At 62.4% G+C, this 22,479-nt stretch carries 23 protein-coding genes and 1 pseudogene; 9 read left to right on the forward strand and 15 right to left on the reverse strand.

Features of this window, described 5'->3' with window-relative positions; all coding sequences use genetic code 11:
* Positions 1–121: 121 nt before the first annotated feature.
* The 6 genes from AWB74_RS39920 to AWB74_RS39945 form a co-directional block, all read right to left on the reverse strand.
* Complete coding sequence (locus AWB74_RS39920; protein WP_061152066.1) at positions 122–457, reverse strand: STAS domain-containing protein; 336 nt, start codon at positions 455–457, stop codon at positions 122–124.
* Complete coding sequence (locus AWB74_RS39925; protein WP_061152067.1) at positions 458–895, reverse strand: ATP-binding protein; 438 nt, start codon at positions 893–895, stop codon at positions 458–460.
* Positions 892–2,895: a SpoIIE family protein phosphatase gene (locus AWB74_RS39930; protein ID WP_061152068.1), complete on the reverse strand. Its 2,004-nt coding sequence runs from the start codon at positions 2,893–2,895 to the stop codon at positions 892–894. Before AWB74_RS39930 ends, AWB74_RS39925 begins: the two co-directional genes overlap by 4 nt.
* Entirely contained in the window at positions 2,888–3,811 is a 924-nt protein-coding gene (locus AWB74_RS39935) for a hypothetical protein (protein ID WP_061152069.1), read from the reverse strand. Before AWB74_RS39935 ends, AWB74_RS39930 begins: the two co-directional genes overlap by 8 nt.
* A 128-nt stretch (positions 3,812–3,939) precedes the next feature.
* Positions 3,940–6,096 (reverse strand): hypothetical protein, encoded by a 2,157-nt coding sequence (locus AWB74_RS39940; RefSeq protein ID WP_407642534.1) that lies wholly within the window; start codon positions 6,094–6,096, stop codon positions 3,940–3,942.
* Between the two features lie 133 nt (positions 6,097–6,229).
* Entirely contained in the window at positions 6,230–8,089 is a 1,860-nt protein-coding gene (locus AWB74_RS39945) for a sulfatase-like hydrolase/transferase (protein ID WP_061152071.1), read from the reverse strand.
* A 474-nt stretch (positions 8,090–8,563) separates the two neighbouring features.
* Here AWB74_RS39945 and AWB74_RS39950 point away from each other — a divergent pair, with 474 nt between their 5' ends.
* The 5 genes from AWB74_RS39950 to AWB74_RS46645 all read left to right on the forward strand — a co-directional run bounded on the left by AWB74_RS39950 (position 8,564) and on the right by AWB74_RS46645 (position 11,690).
* Positions 8,564–9,679: a SpoIIE family protein phosphatase gene (locus tag AWB74_RS39950; protein ID WP_061152072.1), complete on the forward strand. Its 1,116-nt coding sequence runs from the start codon at positions 8,564–8,566 to the stop codon at positions 9,677–9,679.
* A gap of 10 nt (positions 9,680–9,689) precedes the next feature.
* Entirely contained in the window at positions 9,690–10,253 is a 564-nt protein-coding gene (locus AWB74_RS39955) for a SiaB family protein kinase (RefSeq protein WP_061152073.1), read from the forward strand.
* 15 nt (positions 10,254–10,268) lie between these two features.
* Entirely contained in the window at positions 10,269–10,664 is a 396-nt protein-coding gene (locus AWB74_RS39960; RefSeq protein ID WP_061152074.1) for a DUF1987 domain-containing protein, read from the forward strand.
* A 1-nt stretch (position 10,665) separates the two neighbouring features.
* Complete coding sequence (locus tag AWB74_RS39965) at positions 10,666–11,391, forward strand: GGDEF domain-containing protein (RefSeq protein ID WP_061152075.1); 726 nt, start codon at positions 10,666–10,668, stop codon at positions 11,389–11,391.
* A 140-nt stretch (positions 11,392–11,531) separates the two neighbouring features.
* Entirely contained in the window at positions 11,532–11,690 is a 159-nt protein-coding gene (locus AWB74_RS46645) for a hypothetical protein (RefSeq protein WP_160110370.1), read from the forward strand.
* Positions 11,691–11,722: 32 nt separating this feature from the next.
* Here AWB74_RS46645 and AWB74_RS39970 read toward each other — a convergent pair whose 3' ends face one another.
* The 4 genes from AWB74_RS39970 to AWB74_RS39985 are packed head-to-tail and all read right to left on the reverse strand — an operon-like array spanning position 11,723 to position 15,323.
* Positions 11,723–11,950: a hypothetical protein gene (locus tag AWB74_RS39970; protein WP_061152076.1), complete on the reverse strand. Its 228-nt coding sequence runs from the start codon at positions 11,948–11,950 to the stop codon at positions 11,723–11,725.
* 18 nt (positions 11,951–11,968) lie between these two features.
* Positions 11,969–12,292: a hypothetical protein gene (locus AWB74_RS39975; protein ID WP_061152077.1), complete on the reverse strand. Its 324-nt coding sequence runs from the start codon at positions 12,290–12,292 to the stop codon at positions 11,969–11,971.
* Between the two features lie 59 nt (positions 12,293–12,351).
* Positions 12,352–14,445 carry an MAC/perforin domain-containing protein gene (locus AWB74_RS39980; protein ID WP_061152078.1) on the reverse strand — a complete coding sequence of 698 codons (2,094 nt, stop codon included), beginning with the start codon at positions 14,443–14,445 and terminating at the stop codon, positions 12,352–12,354.
* Between the two features lie 17 nt (positions 14,446–14,462).
* Complete coding sequence (locus tag AWB74_RS39985) at positions 14,463–15,323, reverse strand: hypothetical protein (protein WP_061152079.1); 861 nt, start codon at positions 15,321–15,323, stop codon at positions 14,463–14,465.
* A gap of 687 nt (positions 15,324–16,010) precedes the next feature.
* On the opposite strand from AWB74_RS39985, the gene AWB74_RS39990 reads away from it, so the two are divergent.
* Positions 16,011–16,646, forward strand: coding sequence for a glycoside hydrolase family 19 protein (locus AWB74_RS39990; RefSeq protein WP_061152080.1), 636 nt, complete (start codon positions 16,011–16,013; stop codon positions 16,644–16,646).
* Positions 16,647–16,692: 46 nt separating this feature from the next.
* A complete protein-coding gene (locus AWB74_RS39995) occupies positions 16,693–18,036 on the forward strand; it encodes a hypothetical protein (protein WP_061152081.1) in 1,344 nt (447 codons plus the stop codon).
* Between the two features lie 10 nt (positions 18,037–18,046).
* On the opposite strand, the gene AWB74_RS40000 is transcribed toward AWB74_RS39995, so the two are convergent.
* Complete coding sequence (locus AWB74_RS40000) at positions 18,047–18,511, reverse strand: LuxR C-terminal-related transcriptional regulator (RefSeq protein WP_061152082.1); 465 nt, start codon at positions 18,509–18,511, stop codon at positions 18,047–18,049.
* A 206-nt stretch (positions 18,512–18,717) separates the two neighbouring features.
* Positions 18,718–20,151 (reverse strand): serine hydrolase domain-containing protein, encoded by a 1,434-nt coding sequence (locus AWB74_RS40005; RefSeq protein WP_061152083.1) that lies wholly within the window; start codon positions 20,149–20,151, stop codon positions 18,718–18,720.
* Positions 20,152–20,342: 191 nt separating this feature from the next.
* Here AWB74_RS40005 and AWB74_RS40010 point away from each other — a divergent pair, with 191 nt between their 5' ends.
* Positions 20,343–20,588, forward strand: coding sequence for a hypothetical protein (locus AWB74_RS40010; protein WP_061152084.1), 246 nt, complete (start codon positions 20,343–20,345; stop codon positions 20,586–20,588).
* Here the strand turns inward: AWB74_RS40010 and AWB74_RS40015 are convergent.
* Complete coding sequence (locus AWB74_RS40015; protein WP_061152085.1) at positions 20,585–21,133, reverse strand: SRPBCC family protein; 549 nt, start codon at positions 21,131–21,133, stop codon at positions 20,585–20,587. The genes AWB74_RS40010 and AWB74_RS40015 overlap by 4 nt on opposite strands.
* 53 nt (positions 21,134–21,186) lie before the next feature.
* Here AWB74_RS40015 and AWB74_RS40020 point away from each other — a divergent pair, with 53 nt between their 5' ends.
* A complete protein-coding gene (locus AWB74_RS40020) occupies positions 21,187–21,405 on the forward strand; it encodes a hypothetical protein (RefSeq protein WP_061152087.1) in 219 nt (72 codons plus the stop codon).
* Between the two features lie 21 nt (positions 21,406–21,426).
* Here AWB74_RS40020 and AWB74_RS40025 read toward each other — a convergent pair whose 3' ends face one another.
* Positions 21,427–22,026: a dioxygenase family protein gene (locus tag AWB74_RS40025; RefSeq protein ID WP_061152086.1), complete on the reverse strand. Its 600-nt coding sequence runs from the start codon at positions 22,024–22,026 to the stop codon at positions 21,427–21,429.
* Between the two features lie 324 nt (positions 22,027–22,350).
* Positions 22,351–22,479: pseudogene (locus AWB74_RS49080) on the reverse strand (IS110 family transposase); the annotation flags it as partial.

A 22,479-nucleotide genomic window follows, 5' to 3' on the forward strand; every position in this document is an offset into this window, starting at 1 on the left:
AGAAACTGATCCCTCATTAAACCGCTTTCTTCCTTTGCTTCTCCGACTACCTGTCAGATGCGGTCTAGGCTAATACAGCTGATTTGAGTCGCAAGTACGCGTTGGTGGCGCGCGAAACACCTCACACCCCCAACACCCCCATCCCCTCCCCCCGATCCCCCGCAATACGAAACAACGAATCAAACCCGATCACCTGAAACACCTCGAGCACCTGCGGCAGCAGCCCCGTCAAGACAAGCCCATGCCCGGTACCGCGCGCGATCTTCGCCGCCTTCAACAGCACCCTCAACCCAGCAGAACTCACATACTGCACATCGCTCATATCGAGCAGCACACGCGGCGTAACCTGCACGCGCTCCGGCAAAACATCCTCGAGCTGCTTCGAAGTCGTGCTATCGATACGCCCGCTCACAGCCACAACCAGCACCTCGCCTTCCCGCGTTTCGATGATATTCATTTAAGTCCTCGTTAGATCAGGCTCAGCCTCAACACGCTTACGAAACATCAAACAATTGAGCCGCCCGCGGCGCTCATAAGCCACCTCATCCATCATCTTGCGCACGAGAAAAACGCCGAGACCTCCGATCGCGCGATCATCGACGTTGCTCGTCACATCGGGGTCCGGCAGTTGAAGTGGATCGAACGCCACACCATCGTCGATAACTTCGGCCCGCACTTCACCCGCCGTAACCATTACCTGCACGCGAATCGGATCATGCGCCGAACCATAAGCCGCAATGTTCGATATCACCTCATCGAACGCCATCGCGAAGCTCTGAAACAACATCCCCGGCAAGCCGCGCTCATCGAAAAACGCCTGCAAACGATTCACCAGCTCACCGATATCCGGCGCCTGCGCGTCCAGTTGCATGTCGAGCGTGTCGGTCGCGTTCATGCTGTCGTCAATCCGGAAGCCCCGTAGTGAACCGCAAGGCAGGTGATGTCGTCGGATTGCGGCGCGCCATCGGCGAACTGAACGACGCTGTCGAAAATACCCTTGAGCAGCGCTTCGACCTCCACGCCCCTCACTTGCGCGAGATGTTGCGCGAGACGCCGTTCGCCGTACTCTTCATCGGCGGGATTGAACGCCTCGGTCACGCCATCGGTATAAAGCAGCAGCGTGGAACCCGCTTCGAGACGCGCGCGCCCTTCGGCGAACGGCGTGCCTTCCAGCACGCCCAGCGCCATGCCGCCCGTGCCCGGCAATTGCGACACCGCGCCGTCCGGTCCGATCAGATAAGGCGGATTATGCCCGCCATTGGCATAGTCGAGCTCGCCCGTCGCCGTATCGAGAATGCCGTAGAACAGCGTGACGAACATGGTCGCTTCATTGTCCTGCGCGAGCAAATCGTTGGCGAGCGCGAGGCACGCGCCCGGACTCGCGGCGCTCGGCGCGATCGCGCGCAAAAGCGTGCGGGCCACCGCCATGAACAAGGCGGCCGGCACGCCCTTGCCCGAGACATCGGCGATCACCATGCCGATCTTCTGATCCGACAGCCAGAAATAATCGTAGAAGTCGCCGCCGACTTCGCGCGCCGGCACCATGCGCGCGAACATCTGCAAGTCGGGACGCGACGGAAAGCGCGTCGGCACGATCGACTGCTGCATGCGCCGCGCGACATCGAGTTCCTGCTGGATCGACACGAGCTTCGTATGCGCGTTGAACACGTTCTGAATCGTGAGGAACCACGGACGCCATGCCTGCGGAATATCGGGAATCGATTTGACGGAGCCGCGGTCTTCATCCTGGATATAGCGCACGAGCTTTTGCGCAGGCACGATCGCATCGTTGTACGTCATCCGGCTCGCGATCATCAGCATCAGCGTCAGGCTCAGCACGAGCACGAGCACGCTCGGCACGCCCGTCTCCAACGCCACGCGCTGAAGGTTCCAGCGCGGCAGCAGCATCACGAGACGAAACGGCGCATGGTCGATGCCAACCGCTTCGATGTAATAGTCGCCACGGATCGTCAGCCGGCCATCGGCATCGTTCAGCACGCCTTTCACGTCGCCTCGCAATTCCGGCGGAAACGCATCGTCAGCCGACAACACCTGTTGCGCGCCATCACGCACCAGCTTCGGATCGGCGAGCAACTGGCCGCGATCGTTGACGATGAACATGCGGCCCAGTCCCGGCGGCCAGGTCCGCACGAACTGGTTGAGCCAGCCGAGCGTCAGATCGAGCGAAACCGAACCGCGAAACTGGCCTGCATCGAACACGCCCGCCGATGCCGTGACCATCACGCCCTTGCCGGCCTCGTCCACATAAACGGGCGTCCACACGACGGGGCGATCGGGATCGGGCTGGGTCTGCACTTCCGTGAAGAATGCCTTCTGCTTGAGCGAATCCGCGTAGAAGAAGTCTTTCGATGCGATCCACGGATAAATATCGATGAAGCGACGCGCCGACGTGTAATACACCCACGTCGCGCCCGGCAGGTTCGCCATGATCGTCTTGAACGTGCCGTTCAGGCTCAACGCCATCTCGAGCTCGCGATCGAGCGCCGGCGTGCGCGGGCCGACGAGGCCCGTCAGATTGCCCGCGTCCGCGGCGGTCCACGGCGGCGGCAACGCGTCGAGCTGGATGCTGCCGGGCTGGTTGCCTGTCCGCAGCGCGTCGAAGAGCGGCGAAGGCGCCGCGCCTTGCGGATGCAGCCGCAGCCATGTCTGACTCTGAATGCGCATGGAATTGACGGCATCGGTGCTGCTGCGCACGAGCGCATCGAGCGCGATGGCCTGCTCCTGCATGCGCTGACTCACACTCGACGTTTGCGCTTCGAGCGTCATCCTGTATTGCAGAAACACGAGCGCGCACGCGACGATCAGCACGCCGACGAACGCAATGCGCATGACGCGGTTGTAGCGGGCAAACAAGGCCGCGGTCAGATCAGACATACGCTGTTTCGCTCCGTGAAGATGCGACGAAGCCGAGATGGTCGAGGCGCTTTTGCAGCACGCCTGAACTCGTCAACTGGAGAATTTCGGAGAAGGCCATGCGGGTCATCGATTTCGGATCGGCGACGCGCGCGCCCTCTTCCGCCGCCAATATGCCGATGACCTCGCGATAGTCCTCGATGCCGGCCACCATGATGTCGAACCAGCTCAGCCACGCGGCTTCGATCGTCGGGTCCTGCTGAAGCTCCTTGCACAGACGGCCGATGCGCGTGGCCTGATCGAGCAGGATCACGTCGATTTCGTCCTCGCTCGCGCCGAGGCGCTCGCGCAAGTCGAGATCCCAGCGAATGCTGATTTCGGGAAGGAAGATGTAGCGCAGCCCCTGCACGATGCCGATGCGGCTCTGCGCCGACGGAATCATCGTGAAGCCGTCGATGGCCCAGCCTTCGCCCGGAAACTCGACGATGCGGCGCACCAGATCGACCGTATCCGCGATGCGCGTCGGCTCGCGAAACATCACGGTGAGACCGGGGCGCGCGTTATCGGTCCATTCGCCGGGCGGCAGCACGCGGCCCACGAAGGCGTCGGTCTGAGCCGCGGCGTACGCGAGCGAGAACACGCGTGCGGCGAGAGCGGCGGCATCGAAACCGGCCGCGGCCTTCACTTCGAGTCCGACCGATAGCTCCTGGCTCGCGCCATAGCGCCCGAGCACCGGACGCAAGACGATCTCGCGCACGTGATTGTCGTCATTCAGAAGCGTCACGAGCGGTTGCACGAAATCCTTGAAACGCGCGCCGACGGGATACACGAGCGATGCCGGAATCGTGAGCGCGCCGTGACCGCGCAGGCGCGCGAGGCCGCCCGCCGAGGCCTGCTGCGTCAGGCCCACGAAGTAATGGTTCACAGCGTCGGCCATCGCCGTTCCTTGTTTTTGTGTCGAACTGGACTGAATACGCCGGACAGTGTAGCGATGCGCGGCGCGGTCAAAAGCCCGAGCAGAGCGCCAAAGAGGCGACTGTTCGTGGCTTTGCCGCGCCGTCTGATTTACTTCGCGATACCCACTCGCTGGCAGCTCGCGAGTGCGCCGTTGCTGCCTTGCGTGTATTGCAGCGTGTAGCCGTTCGCGAGACCGTGATTCGACGCGAGCACGATCTGGCCGAGCGTGCTCTTCGTGGCCTGACGCGCCATCGACGGGCGTTGTTCGACGATCAGATCCGCGAGCGCCGGATTCGCACGCGCGGCATCGGCGCCGACGATGCGTCGCACGTTCGACACGCTGCCGCGATACCAGCCGTAGAACGGGCGATAAGCAGGCCCGGCGTAATGGCTGTCGATGATCATGTACGGATCGAGCGTCGTCAGCGCGTGGAGCACGTCGTTATCGTCGAGGATGTAGGCGAGATCGCCGCCCAGACGCGAGCCCGGCTCGCCGATATGCGCCGGATCGTAGCGCCAGCCTTCCGGCCCGTTGCGCAGCTCGGACCATTTCTTGCCGGTCCACGTGACGACATGCGACAACGCGATGGTCGACGTCGCCGTCTCGGGAACGGCCACGCCGCCGACCTTCGGCGGCGCCACCGAGATATAGAGCAGATCGCCCGGCAACAGATGCTTCGACGTGTCATCGAAGTTGCCGTGGTTGATGTCGAGCAGCACGCCCGTCTGCTTTGGGCCCGCCCATGCGTGCGTGCTCGCCGCGCCGGCCGGCGTCATGCACGCCTGCGTGGTGATGCCGGTTTCGACTTCGCGATTGTCCGTCGTCAGTCCCGCGAAGTTGTAGACCCACGCGGTGAAGTCGGAGCAGTCCACGCCGTGCCACTGGATCTGCGCGGGCGGCAAGGCCTGCGCGCTCGCTTCACCCTGATGCTGAACGACTTGCGAACCATCGATGCCGTTGCGCTGCGCGGTGCAGGTCATGCCGTACTTCTGGGCCGGGTCGCTCTTCTCGCCCGACGTGCTGCCCTTCGACGAATTGCGGTACTTCGGATCGGCAGACGACGAATCGTCCATCGGCAGCCAGCCCGGAATGTGGTGATGGCAGTAGTTGATGTTCTGATCGACCCAGTAGTTTTCGACCGCCATCACGAGCTCGCGCTGAAACGTGTCGATATCCGCGCATCCGGCGGGCGGCTGGATCGCGCCGTACTGGCCGGCGAGCGGGCCCCAGCTGCTCGTCGTCTGGAAGGTCGCCCAGTTGGTCTTCGTCATGTTGCCGGTGAGCTTCGCCTGCACGTCGTTCCTGCGGCCGTCGAAGAGCGCGAGATTGTCGTTCAGCAGCGCAATGCGGTCGCCGCACGTGCCCGCGCTGCCCTTCGCGGTCTCTATCGCGCCCGGCATCGCCGGCTCGATCTGCGCGGCCGACGTGATGCCCGAGCGGTTGCGCGGATTCGCCATGTACGTCGCGGCGCCCGTCGTGATCGAGCAGTTGCCGCCGGCCGGCGCGCCGAGCGTGCCGTCCGCCGCAACATCGCCCGCGCCCGCGTGACAGGAGCTCAGCGTGTCGCCATTGGCCGCCTGCGCGACGATGTCCTGCGTGCTCGCGTCGAGGGTGCTGCCATCGGCCGTGCGGCTCTCCGATTCCGCGCCGAGCGCGAGCGCCATCTTCGCGCCGCTCGTGACCGACGATGCCGTGCCCGCGGCGACGAACGTCGGCGTGGTTTGCTGCACGTCGATATCGCCGGCGAAGGCGTTCACACGCGACATCGCCGCCGCCACATTGCCCGCGACGAGACCGCCCGCGGCGCGCGCATCGGCGACGATCGCATTCGAATACGCGGAGACGACCATCTGCGAGGGCGCGCTCAGATAGACCGCATCGAGTTCGCCGGAGAGGTTCGCGGCCGTGCCGTTCGATTCCTCCTCGAAGCTGCCGCCCGTCGCGCGCACGAGCAGCGGATAGCGCAGCGTCCCGTGCAGTTCGAAGGTGCCATCGCTGTTGGTGACGGCGGCGGCGGAGGGTTTGTCGGACACGGTGCCGTCGGCGGCAATTTCATGCGCGGTCACCGATGCATTCGCAACCGGTCCCATATACACGCCGCCCGACGTGGACGGAGTCGATCCGCCGCACGCGGAGAGAAACAGGCAAAACGCCGCGCCCGCCGCGGCGGTCGAAAGAATGAGCTTCACGAGAACCTTGCTGATGAGTGACCGGGCGCCGCATGGGCGGCGCGTGACAGACCGGATGCGGCTTCGCGAAGCCATGCATCGATGTCATCAGCGTAAGGGATGCGTGTCGACGGCAATTCGGCGATCAGGCTTGCAAACCGCCGTCTTTTCTCGCGTTCTGGAAGGAAGGTGAAAGTTGCCGGGCCGGTGAAACGGCCCGGACGCGTGCTCAGATATCCCCGATCTTGAACGGCAGTTCGAAATTGCCGCCGCTGTTGATCAACTGCACATACTCGAGATACCGCGACTGCGCGGTGTTCTGCGCGGCCACCAGATTGCCCGGCAGCGGAGCCTGCAGCTCGTTCGGCAGGATGTCCTGTATCAATTGCCGATGCAGCGCGCGCGCCGCCGGCGTGCGATAGCGGTTCTCCAGTTCGAGCTGGCCGCGCTCGGTCGCGTAATCGTAGTACTCGAGGTCGCTCTTGCCGGTGATCGTCGTGGTCTGCGGCGCCCAGTGCGAATACGTGCCGAGCTTCCCCTGTTCGGTTCTGACGCCGATGATGTGCGATGCCGACTGATTGAAGTTCAGCGCCTCGGGCACGGTCTCATCCGACGAGAACACGACATACGGACGGCCCGGCGCGGTCGAGCTCTTCAACATCGGCATCAGGTCGTGGCGATTGCCGTAGAGCTGCGCGTAGTCTCCCGTCATCCAGCTTCGCTGACCGCCGTTGCCGATGGTGGCGAACATCGGAACAAGATCGACCGATGACGTCAGCCCGCCGCGCACGGTGTCGAGATCGCCGTTGTACTGTCCGGTCGGGTCCACGACGATCAGCGGCACGTTGAACGCTTCTTCGTAACACGTTCCGGTCTTGCCCGAGATCAGCCCGTGAGCGCCCGCATAGTCGCCATGATCCGAGGTCAGCACGACGATGGTTTTCTTCGCGACGTCGGGCGGCAGCGCATTGACGACCTCGCCGATCCTCTCATCCACGATCGACATGATCTGCGTATAGGAATCGAGGCCGCGCTTCCAGTAATGAAACGGCGCCTTCGCGATGCCTTTCGTCTCGGCTGGCGGCGGAAAGTCCGGGTTGGTCGGATAGGCCGAGATTTCGTATCCCGCGTCGCGGCTGTCCTGGACGCCGCCCCACACGGCTTCCTGAATCGTGCGATTGAAGGTTTGCATCGGCGGTTTGTTCGCTGAGAGTTGCGAACCGGATTCCCAATTCGGCGCCGTCGACGGATAGCCCAGCGGCGGCGGATTGCGCAGCGGATTGAACTCCCAGTTGTAGGCCGGCGGCCCTGCGGTGTAATCGATCCACTGCGTATAGCCGTTCGGGTTGTAGCGGCTCGAATTGAACAGCGCAGTGAAGCGTTTGAACTCCGTGCCCGCGGGAAAGAACTCCTTGTCGTGCGGATTGATGAAGCCGACGGTCAGACACCAGGGCACATCGCCCGGCTTGCGCTGCTGCAGGTAGCGGGTGGCCTGCGCCGCGATGTTCGTGTCGCTCAGATAGCCTTCTCCCGGATCGCCGATCGTGCCTTGCAGGTTGCTGCCGGTCGGATCGGGATACGTCATGCCTTCGAAGCCATAGAGCGACAACGGGCGCTCGCCTTTATGCACGATCGACAGATGCCATTTTCCGATGTAGGGCGTGGAATAGCCGAGCGATTTCAGGATCTTTCCGTACGTCGGAAACTGGCGGTTGAGCACCGGTTGTATCGAGAGCTGCGTATCGGGTGAATCGAGAATCGTCGTGAGCAGCCAGTTCTGCTGCGTGTAAAGACCCGTGACGAGCGCGGCGCGCGCCGGACTGCATGCGGACGCGGCGGTGTAGTGCCCCGAGAACTTGACGCCCTTGCGCCAGAGGTCGTACGTATTCGGCATATACGTCTTGAGAAAGCCGCCTACGTCGGTGATGCCGTCCGGAAAGACGCGGGGGAAACGCATTTCGTCGAGAAGGATGAACAGGATGTTGGGCTTGCCGGCGTTCGGGCTCTCGGCGCTTTGCGCGGTGACATGAGTGGCCGCCAAAGCCGCGCCGGCCGCCGATGTCTTCTTGATGAACTCTCGTCTGTCCATGATTGGATATCCTAAGTAAATAAGGTGGGGGACTGTTTTTGGATGCTGGCTCTCTGTCACCGGCATTTGATCCGATCAAAATTTCGATCGTTCGTTTTTAGTTAAAGGACCGCCGCAAAAGCCAAAATAAGGATAGGCGAAACCGAAACGCATGTTGAGCGGGAATTCGTTTCACGGCATGTCGTTCGGCCGGGCTATGGGTTCGCCGCGACGCGGCAAAAATGCGGGCAAACGTTTGCGATCCTATGCGTTCATCAAATTCGCATCACAAGAGCGTATTGATGCGCGTCTTGTCACAAAAGGTACATACAGAAACCTTAGCTTCCAATGTTTCTTCATACATCGGCCAGCGTTGTCATGCATCCAGCTTTCTCGCGGTTTCGCCGTTCTCCCGGGCAGAGAGATCTGCGCATCGCCGCAGACCTGTGCCAGGAGGTGCCCTTCGTGGACGCGGAGGATTCCAACTCATTGGTCATGGAACTCTTTTCGGCGCGTCGCGACATGGGCAGCCTGGCGGTCATCGAAGGCCTTCGCCCTATCGGCCTGATCAATCGCGATATCTTCATGTCGGAGATGAGCAAGCCCTTTCATCGCGAGCTTTACGACAAGAAGAGCTGTATCGCGTTCATGGACAAGGAGCCGTTGATCGTCGATGCCGACGTGAGCATCGAATCGCTCGCATTCAAAACGGTCGAGGCAGGCGAGAAAGCGCTCGTCGACGGTTTTATCGTGACGCGCGACGGACGCTTCAAAGGCGTGGGCAGCGGTCTCGAACTCGTCGGCGCAGTGGCGGAAATGCAGGCGGAGAAGAACCGCCAGATCATGCAGAGCATCGAGTACGCCAGCGTGATTCAACGCGCGATGCTGCGCGCTTCCGACGACACCTTGTCGACGCAGCTTCGCGGCGCCGCGATGGTCTGGGAACCGCGCGATGTGGTCGGCGGCGACTTCTATCATTTCGCGGCCTTTCCGCACGGCTGGTTCGGTGCATTGGCCGATTGCACCGGTCACGGCGTGCCCGGCGCCTTCATGACCTTGCTTGCTTCGGCGTCGCTGTCGAAGGCAATCGAACAGATCGGTCCGCGCGATCCCGCCGCGCTGCTGTCGGCGGTGAATCGCAACGTCAAGGGTTTGCTGGGACAAGTGAACAACGCCGCCGGAGGACCGCAATCCAACGACGGCCTCGACACCGCGTTCTTCTGGTTCGATGCCTCGGAAAACGAGTTGCATTTCGCGGGGGCGAGGATTGCGCTGCATATCCTCCTGCCCGGTGCGGAGCAGTTCGAAACGATCGCGGCGGATCGCATGGGCGTCGGGTACGTCGACAGCCGCGCGGATTACGCATGGAATCTGCACACGGTTTCGCTACCGCCCGGCAGCCTCATGTTCATCTGCACGGACGGGCTGACCGATCAGATCGGCGGTCCGCGCAGCATTTCCTTCGGCCGTCGTCGCGTCCTCGATGCGATTCGCGAGCATCGCGCCGAACCCACTTCGACGATCTGCGAACGCCTTCGGATGTCACTCGCGCAGTGGCAAAGCGTGCAACCGCGCCGCGATGACGTCACGTTCTTTTGTGCACGTATCTAGTCAATTCCACATGTCTCAACTACTCGATCAAGACAGCGCCTTTTTCGATCTGGCGCAGCGGCGCAACGTGCTCTTCTATCACAAGGGTTACTTCTCGCATAACATCGTCGCGGCGATGGGCGAGGTCGTGAAGCTGCAACTGGAAGTCGCCGGCGTGAGCGGCCCGACGCGCCGCAAGCTCTTCTCGTCCTTCGTCGAGCTGTCGCAGAACATCGTTCATTACTCGTCGAATGCGTTGCAGCCTGGCGGCGAAGGAACCGGCGCCATACGCGAAGGCGCCGTGTGCATCTCCAAGGACGGCGAGCATCACGTGATGCTCTGCGTCAATCCCATGTCCACTTCGGAAGTGGAGAGTCTGCGCAACAAGCTGGAGCCGCTGCGCAACATGTCGCTCAAAGAGATCCGGCAGGCGTACAAGGTGTCGTTGCGCGCCGACGCGCCCGAAGACAGCAAGGGCGCAGGCCTCGGCTTTCTGACGATGGCGCGCGACGCCAGCGCGCCGCTCGAATTCGCTTTTCATCCGCGTGCCGACGAACCCGGCACCACGCTGTTTTGCCTCATGGCCATCATCTAAGAAGGCGCACGAATCATGGATAACCTTCACATTGCCGCTACGACGACATCGCCTGAGGTCGATTTTCGTTTCGACGAGCACGCGTTGCTGATCAAGGGCGAGTCATACCCCGAGAACGCGGCGGCTTTTTATGCGCCTGTCATCGAGCAGATGCGCAAGTACCTCGCCGGGAGCGCGGGCGCCGTCATCACCATCGACGTCGCTTTGACGTACTTCAACAGCTCGAGCACGAAGATGCTGTTCAGCATGTTCGATGCGCTGGACGAGGCGGCGCAGTCCGGCAGCCGCGTGCTGATGAACTGGTATCACGACGAGGAAGACGAGACCATCGCCGAATTCGGCGAAGAACTGAAGGCCGACTTCGGCGCCATCGAGTTCACGGATCGTCCGATCGCTCATCAGGGACGATAAAGTGGCTTCGACACTCTCCCGAGACTCAAGCCCGGCCGCCGCGCCGGATCTGTTCGAAAACGAGCGCGCGGCGCTGCGCAAGGCCCGCGCGATGCACGCGGTCAGCGATGCGAATGGCGCGGAGTATCGTCAGTCGTTGGGGGAGCTCATCGATCACTTCGAGCGTCTGATGCGCGAAACGCGGCGGCTGATCGGCCGCAGCGACCGTGCCGAACGCGAAATGCAGGCGCTTGCGCACCAGCTCGCGCATCGCGCGTCGCACGATGCGCTGACGGGCGTGCTGAACCGCAGCGCCGTCATCGAACGCGCCACCAAGACGCTGCGCAGCAAGAGCGCGGCGATGATCGTTCTCGACATCGACGAATTCAAGCGCATCAACGACGATTTCGGTCATCCGACGGGCGATGCGGTCATTCTCGGCGTCGTCGATTGCCTGCGGCGCATCGTGGGCGAGCGAGGCTTCATCGGCCGCGTGGGCGGCGAAGAGTTCACGGTGCTGTTGCCGGGTCACGACCCGGACAGCGCCGCGCTGCTTGCCGAACGCATGCGGGAAGCCATCGGCGAATCGCTGATCGTGCCGCCGGTCGATCGCTGCATCACGGCGAGCTTCGGCGTCAGCAACAACGAAGCCGGAACCGGCTTCGACACCGCGTACGGCCTCGCCGATGCGGCGCTGTATCGCGCCAAACGCAGCGGTCGCAACCGCGTGGAATTCGCCGACCAGTAAGCCGATTCCCGCCGCGGCGCTCAAACGTCGAACAGACGCCTGTTTCGACGCCTTCTCGCGGCATCGATTCCGCGCCGCGCTGCGCATACTCAAGTCCGGCAGATACCTCGACACCCTGCATTTCTGACCGGACCACGAACATGGCTTTCCTCGAATTCATCGGCACGCTCGCATTGATCGCTGTCGTATCGCTTTCTCTGATCGCGGTATGGGACATCTTCCGGCCGCGTCCGGCGAAGGCCGCGCGCGCGAAGCGATCGGCCGAGTACGTGCGTGCGCGTTCGTCCAGCGGTTCCTGATCGCGCACGCCGCTGCGCGGACGGCGGCCCGTTCAACCGCCGTAAAGCGCGAAGTTCGCGATATTCCCGTCCATGCCCATGAACATCCAGGCCCTTTCGTTCTCACCCGGAACCGTGATCTGGTAGGTCCCGTGCTGCACGAACTGGGGCGGATGCGGTCCGGCGGTAAGCGACAGATTCTGCGTCTCCAGGTCGCCGGATTGCGCAGTCCAGTCGATGTCCTGGCCTCGCACGCGAACCTGCGTAACGAACTGTCCCATGATGCTCTCCCTGTCGATTCAGTTGACGTTGACGAGTCCGAGGTCGTTGCTCAGCGTCGTCCCGGTGATGCTGTAGTGCGCCGTCTTCCCGCAGCCCTTCTGATACGTGAAGGCCTGCTGCGCCTCGTTGTCGTTGCCCCAGACCACGATGGCCTTGAGCTTGACCTTCGAGCCGTCCGGCACGTTGAGCGTGGCCAGGTCGACCGTGCGCTCCTGACCGAGCGGGATGTCGTTGTTGTCGGGATAGGTCTTGCCCTCACCGCCGGTAGCCGGCGCGGCGATCACGTGTAGCTTGGCGACGAACCCTCCGCCGTTTTTCAGACTGATCTTCTCGATGTTCATGGTCCTGTCCTCTGCAGTCTTGCCGCGCGCCGACGATCGGGAGCGGCCCAAGATTCATTTCAGATGTCCACCTCCTCGCCTCCTGGCCTGACCGGCTGTGTCTGGGTTTGCGGCTGCCCCGCCTGCACGGGAGCCGGCTGCGGTGCGACGGGCTGCGGTGCGACGGGCTGTGGTGCGACGGGCTGATTCGCAACCGGTTGCGGCGCTATCGGCGGCGACGCGACCGGCTGAGCCGATGGCGCCGGACTGGCGTCGAGGCTGATCTCTTCTCCGCCCCGCTGGGTGCGCATGAACTCCTTCAGCATCTGGGCGCGGTAGGTCGCCCAGTCGATCGGCGTCGACAATGCGGACGCCAGCTCGTTCGACTTGAGCAGGACCGGAATGATGGCTTCCTTGAGGTCCTTCGGCAGCAGGGACAAGATCGGCACGACGTCGGCGAAAGCGATCGTGTTCCACCAGCCGGCGTGGCTCAACGTCGCGGCCCAGCCATATGGATCGAGCGCGAGCGCGGGATTGCCGCCGGAAGCCGTCACTTCGATCGCCTGATTGGCGGATTCGTAGATCTTCGTCGCGGACTCGTCGGTCTTGAATCCGCCGCGTGCGCTCACCGTCACGGTCTTGTAGCTGCCCTGCACGTCGCTGCTGAAATCGTGCACCGTCTTTGTCTTGTCGGTGCCGGCCTTGATCTCGCGGTCCTGCCGATAGATCAGCTTGCCGCCGAAGATCGTGCGCAGCGGCACATGGGTGCCGTAGCTGTCGAGGATGCGCGCGAGCGCGTCGACGCAGTCCTCGCCCGGTTTGCTTCTCGCGTCGGCAGCGAGCGCGCTGGCATCCTCGAAGAAAGGCCTGGAGAGCGTGACGCTGCGCGGGTCGATGACCACCTCCCCGCGTGCGACGAGATACTCGACCCGCAGATGCAGCTCGCTGCTGGCCGTTTCGTTCGACCGGGTCGTCTCTTCCTTGTAATCCGACTTGACCGAGAGGCTCGCCGCCTTGCCTTCCACACCGACCGAGCCGCCGACGTTCCACGAAAGCGACGAAGCGATGGCGTCGAGCGTGCGAATCTGCGTCGCCGATGCCGAGAAGCGCGTCGACGTCGCCGGGCGGACCACCGAGACGAATTTTTCGGCCCCTTCGATGTCGAAGGCCGGGCGCATCGCGCGCTCGAGCTCGTAGCTGCCGTCCGGGGCGAGCACGAAGCGCAGTCCATGCAGATGACGCATCGCGGCGAGCAACGTGGCCTGATCGGCCAGGTCCATGCGATCGAACACGTCCTGCGGCGCACCGGCGGGAATGCTCGGGCGGCCGAGGAATGGCGAGAGCAGGTCTTGCGTATCGCGCAGGCTCGGCGTGGCGCCGGCCGCGGCCGCAGCGGCGGCCGCCGCGGCCGTGCTCGGCCCGCCCGAGGGCGACGCGCCCGGCGTCGCAGCGGCGTTGCGCTTGCGCGGGGTCTCGAAGCGAAAACGCAGGAACCCGAGCTTTTCGTCGGCCTTGCCGAGCTTGCCGCCCACGGTCTCGAAGGGCTCCATGTCGAGCGGAATCGGCTTCTGCGAGCTGTCGAGGAACGGCAGATCGGCGGGCGCTTCTTCTCCGAGAAAGGTGCGCAGCTCCTCGAGCTTCTTGTCCTCGCCGCCGCCCGGCCAGTCGATCGACTTCGGCTTGCCGCCCTCCTTGAGCAAAAGCAGCTTGTAGACCTTCGGCGCGGCTGCGGGCGGCGCATCGCGCTTGACCGAGAGTTCGTCGAAGCGACGCAGGTACGTGTCGTCCTCGTCGGCGGTGCCGAGCGCCTTGCCGTCGACGAGAAACACGTCGGCGTCGGCGATCAGCTTCGCGTTGTTCTTGCGGAACTGGGCGAGCGTCTCGTCGGGCCGGACGAAGACCTGATGCTTCGCGCCGGCTTTGTCGGTGAACGCGATGCTGCGCCGGATCGGCACGATCGCCACGACCATGCTGTCCGCGATCTTCGTCGCGCCTTCCTCGTCGCTGGCGACGACCTTGAGCGCGAGCGCCGTGGCGCCGCTGCGAAACTGGTCCTCGCTGTCCATTTCGCCAGTGCGGACGAAGACCTTGCGCAATTCGGCGAGCGTCGCGCCATCGGGCGCGGCGTCGGCCCGCGACTTGCCGTCGCGCGCCTGGAGCGTATAGCTGATCACTTTGAGCCCCTCCTCCGCTATGCCGGCTTGATCTTGTTGCGCGCGAGTTCGAGCGCTTCCGGCGAGTCCACGATGATCAACGTGATGTCGACCGCGATTTCCCCGCCGGCTTCCGCTGCCACGAGGGGCACGGCTGGTCGCGCCGTAAGCGGTCCCCCGTGCGCGAGGTAGCCCTTGCTTCCCTTCGTTTCCGTCAGCACCGCCTGCAACTCCGCGGGCGGGGCGGGCGCCGGAACCGGCGCGGGAGCGGGTGCAGCCGCGGGCTTTGTCGGCATGGGCTTCGAAAAATCGGCTGGCACGTCAAACAGCGAGTCGGTGTCGACGAGTTGACGTTCCGGAATGCGCCCCGCGATGCCTTCCGAGATGAATTGCGTATCGACGTCGAAGAGGCCATCGGTGCTTTTCAGCTCGCGCAGATCCTTGATCAACTTCGCGATGCCGTCCTTCGGGACGTTCTGAAAGAGCTTTCCGGGCGCATAGGCGGCCATCAACGCCGCGAGTTCCTCATAGTCCTGACGCGAGCAGAAGGGGCCGAGATCGGTCCAGCGCAAGCCGGCCGCGTCGACCCTGATGAGCGGAATGATCTTGAGCGTGATGACCTGACGGTCGTCGGGATCGATGTCGGAGCCGTCGAGTTTCACGACATCGCGCGGGACGGCAGATAGCGCGCGATTGCTGTCGTGCCAGTGGTCGAGCAGCACCGAGCCCTGACTATCGACGCCGTTCGGATCGAAGTTGTCCGCGCTCTGCACGATCATCGCCTGCGTGGGCGCGCCGGGCCGTTCGCGACCGCGTATCTCGAGCCGCGCCTGAAAACCGCGTCGCCCCGATCCGGCGACCGAAAAAGTGAAAGGACGCTCGCGAACGACGAAGAGCATCGGTCTCGCTTCTGCGGGATTTTCGACGAAAAACCCGCCCGCTGCCCCCGCGGCGTTGCGAACGTGGATGACAGTCCGACTGCGCTTGATGTTGTCGGAGACGCTTCCGGTTATTGGCATGACTCATCCCTCCGAACGCCGCCACATCCGGACGCACGTTCTGGTTTGTACTCCAAAACATCCAATTGAGGATCAAAGCTATCCGACATCACCGTATGGACGCACGCGAGATTATCCGGCGGCGTCATACGTGAATCCACGCGCTCGATCACGATTCAATAAAGGCCACTGCGAAAACAGAGTGGGCAATTGAAAGTCATTCCGGACGTTCGTGCAATCGGCTTTGATCGCTCGCACCCGGTGTGCCTGACCGTTCCAGATCTTTTTTATGGTTGTGCGGATCCAGGCGCGTTATAGAAGTTATCGGGCGCCGCCACTCGCTGAACGAAGTGCGCGGTGGCGTATTTAACTTAGGATTTTTCAGACACTATAGGTATGCCACTCTTTGCGTATTGACTAAGCAGAAAATATATGAATCGCCGATAACAAGCTCATGCAGGTTTGCCGCAGCCGTGCTTGCGATGTTCATCGCGCAAAAACGTTAGTTATCTGGAATAAAAATGGACGATCGATCTTAGCGAGACGCCCTATCATGTTTAAGAGAGAGGCTTTTCCTTCGGAGGTCGTATGGACATGGAAACATTCCAGCGCGCAGCGAACCTCTCACCCGCGCTCGCCGAACGCTGGCTCTCGCCACTCACGGCGGCCGCAGATGAATTCGAAATCGACACGCCCACACGCCTTGCCGCGTGGATCGCACAGATGGGGCATGAAAGCGGCGGATTCAGGCTGCTGAGCGAAAGCTTCAACTATGCGCCGGAAGCGCTGAAGATCTTCTCGCGCGTTCCCGCAAGCATGCGCGCGCAACTCGGACGTCATCCCGGCGAGAAGGCGGTGCCTCTCGCAAGGCAACAGCAGATCGCGAATCTCGCTTATGGCGGCCGGTTCGGCAACGGCGACGCCGCAAGCGGGGACGGCTGGCGCTATCGCGGCCGCGGGCTCAAGCAGGTCACGTTCAAAGACAATTATCGCGACGCCGGGCGCGCGCTCGGCGTCGATCTCTTGAGCGATCCGGATCAGCTTGCGACGGACGACCGGCTCGCGGCGCGCAGCGCCGGCTGGTACTGGAAGTCGCGCGGCTGCAATCAAGCGGCCGACCGACGCGACTTCGATGCCTGCACGCGCGCGATCAATCCCGCGATGGACGGGAAGCCGGGCCGCGACGCACGCTACAAGACATGCTGCGACGTCCTGCTCGCCTGAACGGAATTCGACGTAAGCACGCCTGTCAAGCGATGCACGAAGCCTCATGAACGCTCTGCCCGATACCCTCGCAAACGCTACGCAACTCGACGATCCGGCGACCGCATCATCGCGGCCTCCTGGCGAACAACTGTTTCTTCGGCGCGATCTCAACGAAGTCCTGCTGCTGCTCGATTTCATTTCAGGCCGCCACGAGATGCACATCTGGGATATCGGCGGCATCAACTATCCGGCACGGCAAAACGAGAGAGGCCAGCCGGATCAGCCGGCCGCGATCCTGTCGTCGATCGAGATCATCCGACGCATCTGCGCGCTGCGTTATCCGCCGGCCGATACGCGCTCCATCGAAGAACGCGCGGACGACGCCGCGCTGCTGCTCTGCGTGAAGGATAAGCTGAACTCGATCGCCAGTCCGGCCAACGGCATCATGATCGCGTACACCTATATGTTCATCGAAGAGGCGGCGTCCCGCACCCGGCGCGAGAAGCGGGCCGAAGAAGCCTGGAGCCTGAGGGAGTCGACGCGCGCCGACGTGGCGAAGGCGGCTTATCCGGGGCTCATCCGCAGCGCAAAGCGCTTCCGATGTTTTCATCGCAACGTCTCGCGCGTCGGTGCGGCGATCACCTTTCTCTCCGCGATCCTCTTATGGCTCGTCGTGTATGGCGTGGAGCTCACGTCGCGCTTCGAGGACGATCAAAAGAGCGTCACCGATGTAACCAATCAGATCTACGCGCAGGCGGACAAGGAAAACGCGGCGTTGCCGGCGGACGAGCAGAGTCATGCAAGCGTGCCGATACGATGTAACGAGAAGATCGAAGAACAAAGCAATCAGATAAGGATTCTGTGCAACCAGTGGTCGTACTATCAGGCCCGCTTCGAAAAAGCCATCAGCGATGATGCGAATTTCGCGGAGCAAGGGCTTTCTTCCTGGCTGACCGTTCCTTTTCCCGTCTCTCCGACGCTCATGAAAAACAAGGCCGGCCAATACGCCGGGACACAGGAGAACATCGAATCGATCACGCTTGTCTTATCCGCGTATGCGAGTTTCGTGTTGCCGTTGCTGTTCGGCTTGATCGGGACGATCGCGTCGTTTCTGCGTGATATCAGCAACCGCATCACCATCAGCATTCTTGCGCCGCGCGACGAGACGCTTGCGATCATCCGGCTCATACTCGGGGCGATCGCGGGGCTGGCGGTCGGGCTGTTCTTTACGCCGGGTTCGGTCGCAGGGCACGTGAGCTCGGGCGAGGGCGTGCTGACGCTGTCGGCGTCGGGGATCGCGTTCCTCGCGGGCTATGGCGCGGATGGCTTCTTCCGCATGATCGATGCGATGATCGTGCGCTTATTCAGTTTCGATCGGCCGGATCAAAGGCCGATTGGCCCGAGGTGAAAGCATCGCCTTAGTCTTTTTCAAACGCCATCGGTATGCCGTTCTTAGCGCATTGAGCGGCGATCCACGATGTGAGTTGACGCGTCGAGTGCATGCCGAGTTTATGCAGAACGTGCTCGCGATGTTTGTCAACGGTGCGCGAGCTGATCTCTAAAGCACGTGCGATCTCTTTGCTGGAGAGTCCACGGCAAAGCAATGACACCACGCGCGTTTCGGCGGGCGTCAACAGGCTGTCAGGCAAGGCTAGTATGAGCGCATGATCGAGTCTGGGCCAAAGATGCTGACAAACGATCGACGATGTCGTTGCGGCCGCTTTCTTTTGCTTGATCCGGGCACCGTGGCGACGCACAGTGTCGACGCTAATCCCAAGTTGAGCGGCAATCGATTTATTGCTAATGCCTTGTGTTACGAGTTCAAGTATTTCCTTTTGTCGCGGTGTAAGCGCGCTGCTCGATCCGGTGCGTTTGGCCTTCAACGAGTTCGTTCCCGCTGATTGGGTCGCTTGCGTTTAGAACTTCAATGCATTGCCTCGTTACTCTAAGCACAGCAGATCTTCCTCAAGCCCGTGAGTATAGGGTGAATGCGGCGTATAACGCCTTGCGCGAATATCGAATGCGGGCTTTGGAGCCGCATGATCGTGCTCGTTCCAGAAGACGAGCACGGCGCGCGTCGAAATGATTGCTATTGCGTCTGCGCGGGAAGCGGATGGATGCTCGCGTCGAGTGCAATTGCTTCGATCAGGCGCGCGAGGAATGTCTCGTGATCCCAGGCTTCTTCGGGACGCGAGAGACCCAATCGGACGACGACGAGTTTGCGGCCGGGCACCACGCTCACGAACTGACCTTCGTGGCCGACGAGATGAAACGCATCGGGAGGCAATGCCGGCGGTGGCGACGCGCGGCTATTGAAAGGCTCCGGCACCTTGACCCATACCTGAGCACCGTAATCGCGACGCGGCGACTGTGTCGTGACCGTTCGCATATAACGCACCCAGCCGGCAGGCAGCACGCGCTTGCCCTCCCATATCCCGTCTTGCAACAGAAGTTGCCCGAAGCGCGCCCAATCGATCGCGCTCGCGCAGACGAAGGAGGCGCCGACCAGAACGCCCGACGCATCGGGTTCGAACACGGCCGTTCGCATGCCCAGCGGCTCGAATAGCGCGCGGCTCGGAAACGCCAGATAGTCCTGTTCCGTGCCGCCGAGCGCCCGGCGCATCACGCGCGCGAGAATCTCGGTCGTGCCGCTCGAGTAGTTCCAGCGGGCGCCGGGGGTCGACACGAGCGGTTTGCCCGCGGCGAACGCGCTTTGATCCGCTTTGGCGAACAGCATGACGGCCACGTCCGAGAGCGGGTCATCATAGTCTTCGTTGAACTGCAGCCCGCTCGTCATGCGCAGCAGTTCATCGAGCGAAATGCGTGAGCGTGGATCGTCATTAGCGCTCCACTCCGGCAGAAGCCGCGTTGCATCCAACGATAGCTTTCCTTGACCCACCAGGACGCCGACGAGCGCGGCAACGACCGTTTTGCTCATCGACCATCCAATGAGCGGTGTTTGCGCAGAGAAACCCGGGGCATAACGTTCCGCGATGACTTTGCCGTCGTATAGGACCACCACGGCGCGCGTGCGTCTGGGTCGGGAGGCGTCGGGTTCGTCGAACGCGCTGTCGATTGCGGCTTGCAGCGTGTTCCGGTTCGGCTCATCCGTAGTCTTCGCAAGCGGGGCTGGCGGGTTCGGTTTATCGAGCGGGCGTAGGTCGGGCAGCGCGACTGGGCCATCGTGATCGCCGATCTGCAATGTACAGCCGAGCCCCGGTCTGAACCACGCTTCGCGCGCCGCCATGCCTAGGAAGGTTGCCCGTGCGCGACGCGCCTTCACATCGATCGTCGGGCTTATCAGATGCAAGAGCGGATGCACGCCGGCCCGAATGTCTTCACGGATGACCTCCCCGGCCGAACGGCCCGATACGAACACGCCCGTGCAGAGAATTTTCGCGGCATAACCGGTGCCGATGGGCGCGATGCGAGTCAGCGTCTGAGCCGCAAACGCAAGGCCGGCTATCGACAGGACACCGAGCGCCCATAGAAGCACTGCACGCGGCTTTATCGTTCTCTTCATGACGGCCGGTACCTCGTTATCGGAGCGATCAATTACTTGCCACGGTTACTGGCAAAGCCGTCTCGTGACGGTCGACCAGCCCCTTCGACAAAAGTGCTTCAACAGGCAGTTAAGTGCAAAAGGTAAAAGGCCTTGCGACTCACCTGCGCCCGACTAGAGTCTTAAGTGTTCGAAACGCATCCGATGCCCTCATGCTTTTTTACCATCATGGAGCCGCTGTGCATCCGTCCGCGGTGCGGATGGGGAATGCGTTCGTCGCGCGCGTGATTGTTCGGAAGAAAGAGGGCGAGGTCAACTCGCTGGGCAACCTCGGCATTTTCGCCAGCCGGGCTGCCGCAGTGCAGTTCGCGATCCGGTCCGGGATCGCTTTCGTCGACGACCGCCCACTGCCCGCCGCGCCGTTTCAGCGAACCGACGCGTACTCGCAGGAGCGCTAAGGCGCTGCCCCGCTCTCGAGCAGGCGCTTCAACCGCCTCACCGCTTCGTCGGATTCGGACTGTATCGCCCCTTTCAGCGCGATCCAGTTTACGAGAGCGAACCACAACGATGATGCGCGATAGCTGAACTCGCGGACGAAGCGTGTGCCGTTCGCGTCTGGCGTGAGCGTATAGGTGACGGTGCCGGCGGGGCGGCCGTCGATCACGCCGTCGATCGACCATCTCGCGGGAAAGGTTCTGACGCTGACGGTCCACACGACGCGTCCGCGTCGGCCCGCGACGAGGAATTCCTCGACGACCTGCTCGCCCACATCGAGCGGATGGCCTGTGTTCCCTTGAACGGACAAGGACGAAGGATGCCACTGCGGCCAATGCGCCGGCGTCGTGACAAATTCGAACACGACCGGGGGCGCACGTTGAATCACGGCGACGCTGACGATCCGCGTATCGGGCAACGCGCCGCGCGGCAGCGGAATGAAGAGCACGGCTACGATGACGAGCACCGTCGCCAGCATGGCCAGGACCGATCGTGCGCGCATTCTCATGATCGTTCGTGCTCCGCATGGGCTAAGACTCGCATATGAAGCTGGAGACGATCATGGAATTCGAGTACGAGAAGTTTCGCATCGACGCAGCGTGTCTCGAGGAGGGCGGCCACTACTATGCACGCGCGAAAATCTTCCGCCGATCTTCGGATGATGACAATGCCCGCGAAGTGAAATGGTCGGGCGACATCGGCGATTATCGAAGCGACGCCGATGCTGTCGAGGCAGCCCGGCAATGGGCGGTCAAATGGTGCGACGAGCACAGGACCTGACGCCTTCGACGCCGCGACGCGTTACGAGGACGCGAGCACGAAATCAAAGCGGGCCGCCTTTCGAGCGCCGTTGTCGTCGACGGTCATAAGAAGCCGGCGATCGAACAGCGAGTCGTGCGCATTGCGCTGTTCGCCAGGAAAGTACAACTGGGTGACGAGCATCGCTCCGTTGGGCGACTGCACCGTGACATGAAAGTGCCGCGTGCGTCCCGGATAAGGCCCCGGCACGATGGTCTCGAGGCGATAGCGTCCCTCGCTGTCGGCGAACTGATGACCGCGCAAGCGGAACCCGTCGACGTCGTATTCGCCGGCATCATCGGCTTGCCAGAAATCGAGCAGCGCGCCCGGCACCGCCCGGCACGCCGACGTCCACACACGTCCGCTCAGGACGATCTTCGTTCCATCGATGTCCGGTTCGAGCAGCGATGCGCGCTGCGGCGAGTGCGGCAGGAAGAACGGCCCCGCCGTCTGCCGCCGCGTCGGTTCGTGTCCGTCGGTGCAGGCGGGCGTCGCTGGAATTTCGTTTGTCCGTCCCGAACTCGCGTGCCCGAAAGCCAGTAGCAGCAATGCGGACCTGCGAAGGAAATCGCGCCGTCCGAGCGCTGCACTTCGTGTCCGCATGATGGGCGCTCCTTGCTTTTCGCTCGATCGGCACGCCGCCGAAGTCAGCGTCTCGTGTCTTGTGTCGTCATGGTAAGCCGAAATTTCTCGACTCGATCCGTTTTATACGGCCATATATCTCTATCCGTAGTCCGAGCGGGTTTTGCTTTGGCATTCGCTCGTATTGTCGCCGGATCCCGTTTTCATGTCGGTCTATTTGCTCTGCCCCTGTGCGGGGCGGCAGTCACTTTCTTTGCTCGGGACCAGAGTAAGCGCTAAAGCGCCAACTCTGGTCGACGCAAAGAAAGCAACTGTATTGAATGTCAAGGTTTGAAGCGCAAAAGATCATGGTTTGGAGGGGTTCCAGTGTTTGGCGTCACGCATCATGGCGTTGAGCTGAGTGAGCAACTTACGCATGCCGGCGACGAAGGCGACCTTGGTTTTCTTGCCTCTGGCACGTAGCTGATCGCAAAA

It is taken from the genome of Caballeronia arvi (assembly GCF_001544695.2).
In the GTDB taxonomy this organism is placed as follows: Bacteria; Pseudomonadota; Gammaproteobacteria; order Burkholderiales; family Burkholderiaceae; genus Caballeronia; species Caballeronia arvi.

Bases quoted from the DNA above. Each gene is read 5' to 3' on its own strand.
- AWB74_RS39920 (WP_061152066.1), bottom strand. From the start codon at position 457: ATGAATATCATCGAAACGCGGGAAGGCGAGGTGCTGGTTGTGGCTGTG.
- AWB74_RS39925 (WP_061152067.1), bottom strand. From the start codon at position 895: ATGAACGCGACCGACACGCTCGACATGCAACTGGACGCGCAGGCGCCG.
- AWB74_RS39930 (WP_061152068.1), bottom strand. From the start codon at position 2,895: ATGTCTGATCTGACCGCGGCCTTGTTTGCCCGCTACAACCGCGTCATG.
- AWB74_RS39935 (WP_061152069.1), bottom strand. From the start codon at position 3,811: ATGGCCGACGCTGTGAACCATTACTTCGTGGGCCTGACGCAGCAGGCC.
- AWB74_RS39940 (WP_407642534.1), bottom strand. From the start codon at position 6,096: ATGGCTTCGCGAAGCCGCATCCGGTCTGTCACGCGCCGCCCATGCGGC.
- AWB74_RS39945 (WP_061152071.1), bottom strand. From the start codon at position 8,089: ATGGACAGACGAGAGTTCATCAAGAAGACATCGGCGGCCGGCGCGGCT.
- AWB74_RS39950 (WP_061152072.1), top strand. From the start codon at position 8,564: ATGGAACTCTTTTCGGCGCGTCGCGACATGGGCAGCCTGGCGGTCATC.
- AWB74_RS39955 (WP_061152073.1), top strand. From the start codon at position 9,690: ATGTCTCAACTACTCGATCAAGACAGCGCCTTTTTCGATCTGGCGCAG.
- AWB74_RS39960 (WP_061152074.1), top strand. From the start codon at position 10,269: ATGGATAACCTTCACATTGCCGCTACGACGACATCGCCTGAGGTCGAT.
- AWB74_RS46645 (WP_160110370.1), top strand. From the start codon at position 11,532: ATGGCTTTCCTCGAATTCATCGGCACGCTCGCATTGATCGCTGTCGTA.
- AWB74_RS39970 (WP_061152076.1), bottom strand. From the start codon at position 11,950: ATGGGACAGTTCGTTACGCAGGTTCGCGTGCGAGGCCAGGACATCGAC.
- AWB74_RS39975 (WP_061152077.1), bottom strand. From the start codon at position 12,292: ATGAACATCGAGAAGATCAGTCTGAAAAACGGCGGAGGGTTCGTCGCC.
- AWB74_RS39985 (WP_061152079.1), bottom strand. From the start codon at position 15,323: ATGCTCTTCGTCGTTCGCGAGCGTCCTTTCACTTTTTCGGTCGCCGGA.
- AWB74_RS39990 (WP_061152080.1), top strand. From the start codon at position 16,011: ATGGACATGGAAACATTCCAGCGCGCAGCGAACCTCTCACCCGCGCTC.
- AWB74_RS39995 (WP_061152081.1), top strand. From the start codon at position 16,693: ATGAACGCTCTGCCCGATACCCTCGCAAACGCTACGCAACTCGACGAT.
- AWB74_RS40005 (WP_061152083.1), bottom strand. From the start codon at position 20,151: ATGAAGAGAACGATAAAGCCGCGTGCAGTGCTTCTATGGGCGCTCGGT.
- AWB74_RS40010 (WP_061152084.1), top strand. From the start codon at position 20,343: ATGCTTTTTTACCATCATGGAGCCGCTGTGCATCCGTCCGCGGTGCGG.
- AWB74_RS40015 (WP_061152085.1), bottom strand. From the start codon at position 21,133: ATGAGAATGCGCGCACGATCGGTCCTGGCCATGCTGGCGACGGTGCTC.
- AWB74_RS40020 (WP_061152087.1), top strand. From the start codon at position 21,187: ATGGAATTCGAGTACGAGAAGTTTCGCATCGACGCAGCGTGTCTCGAG.
- AWB74_RS40025 (WP_061152086.1), bottom strand. From the start codon at position 22,026: ATGCGGACACGAAGTGCAGCGCTCGGACGGCGCGATTTCCTTCGCAGG.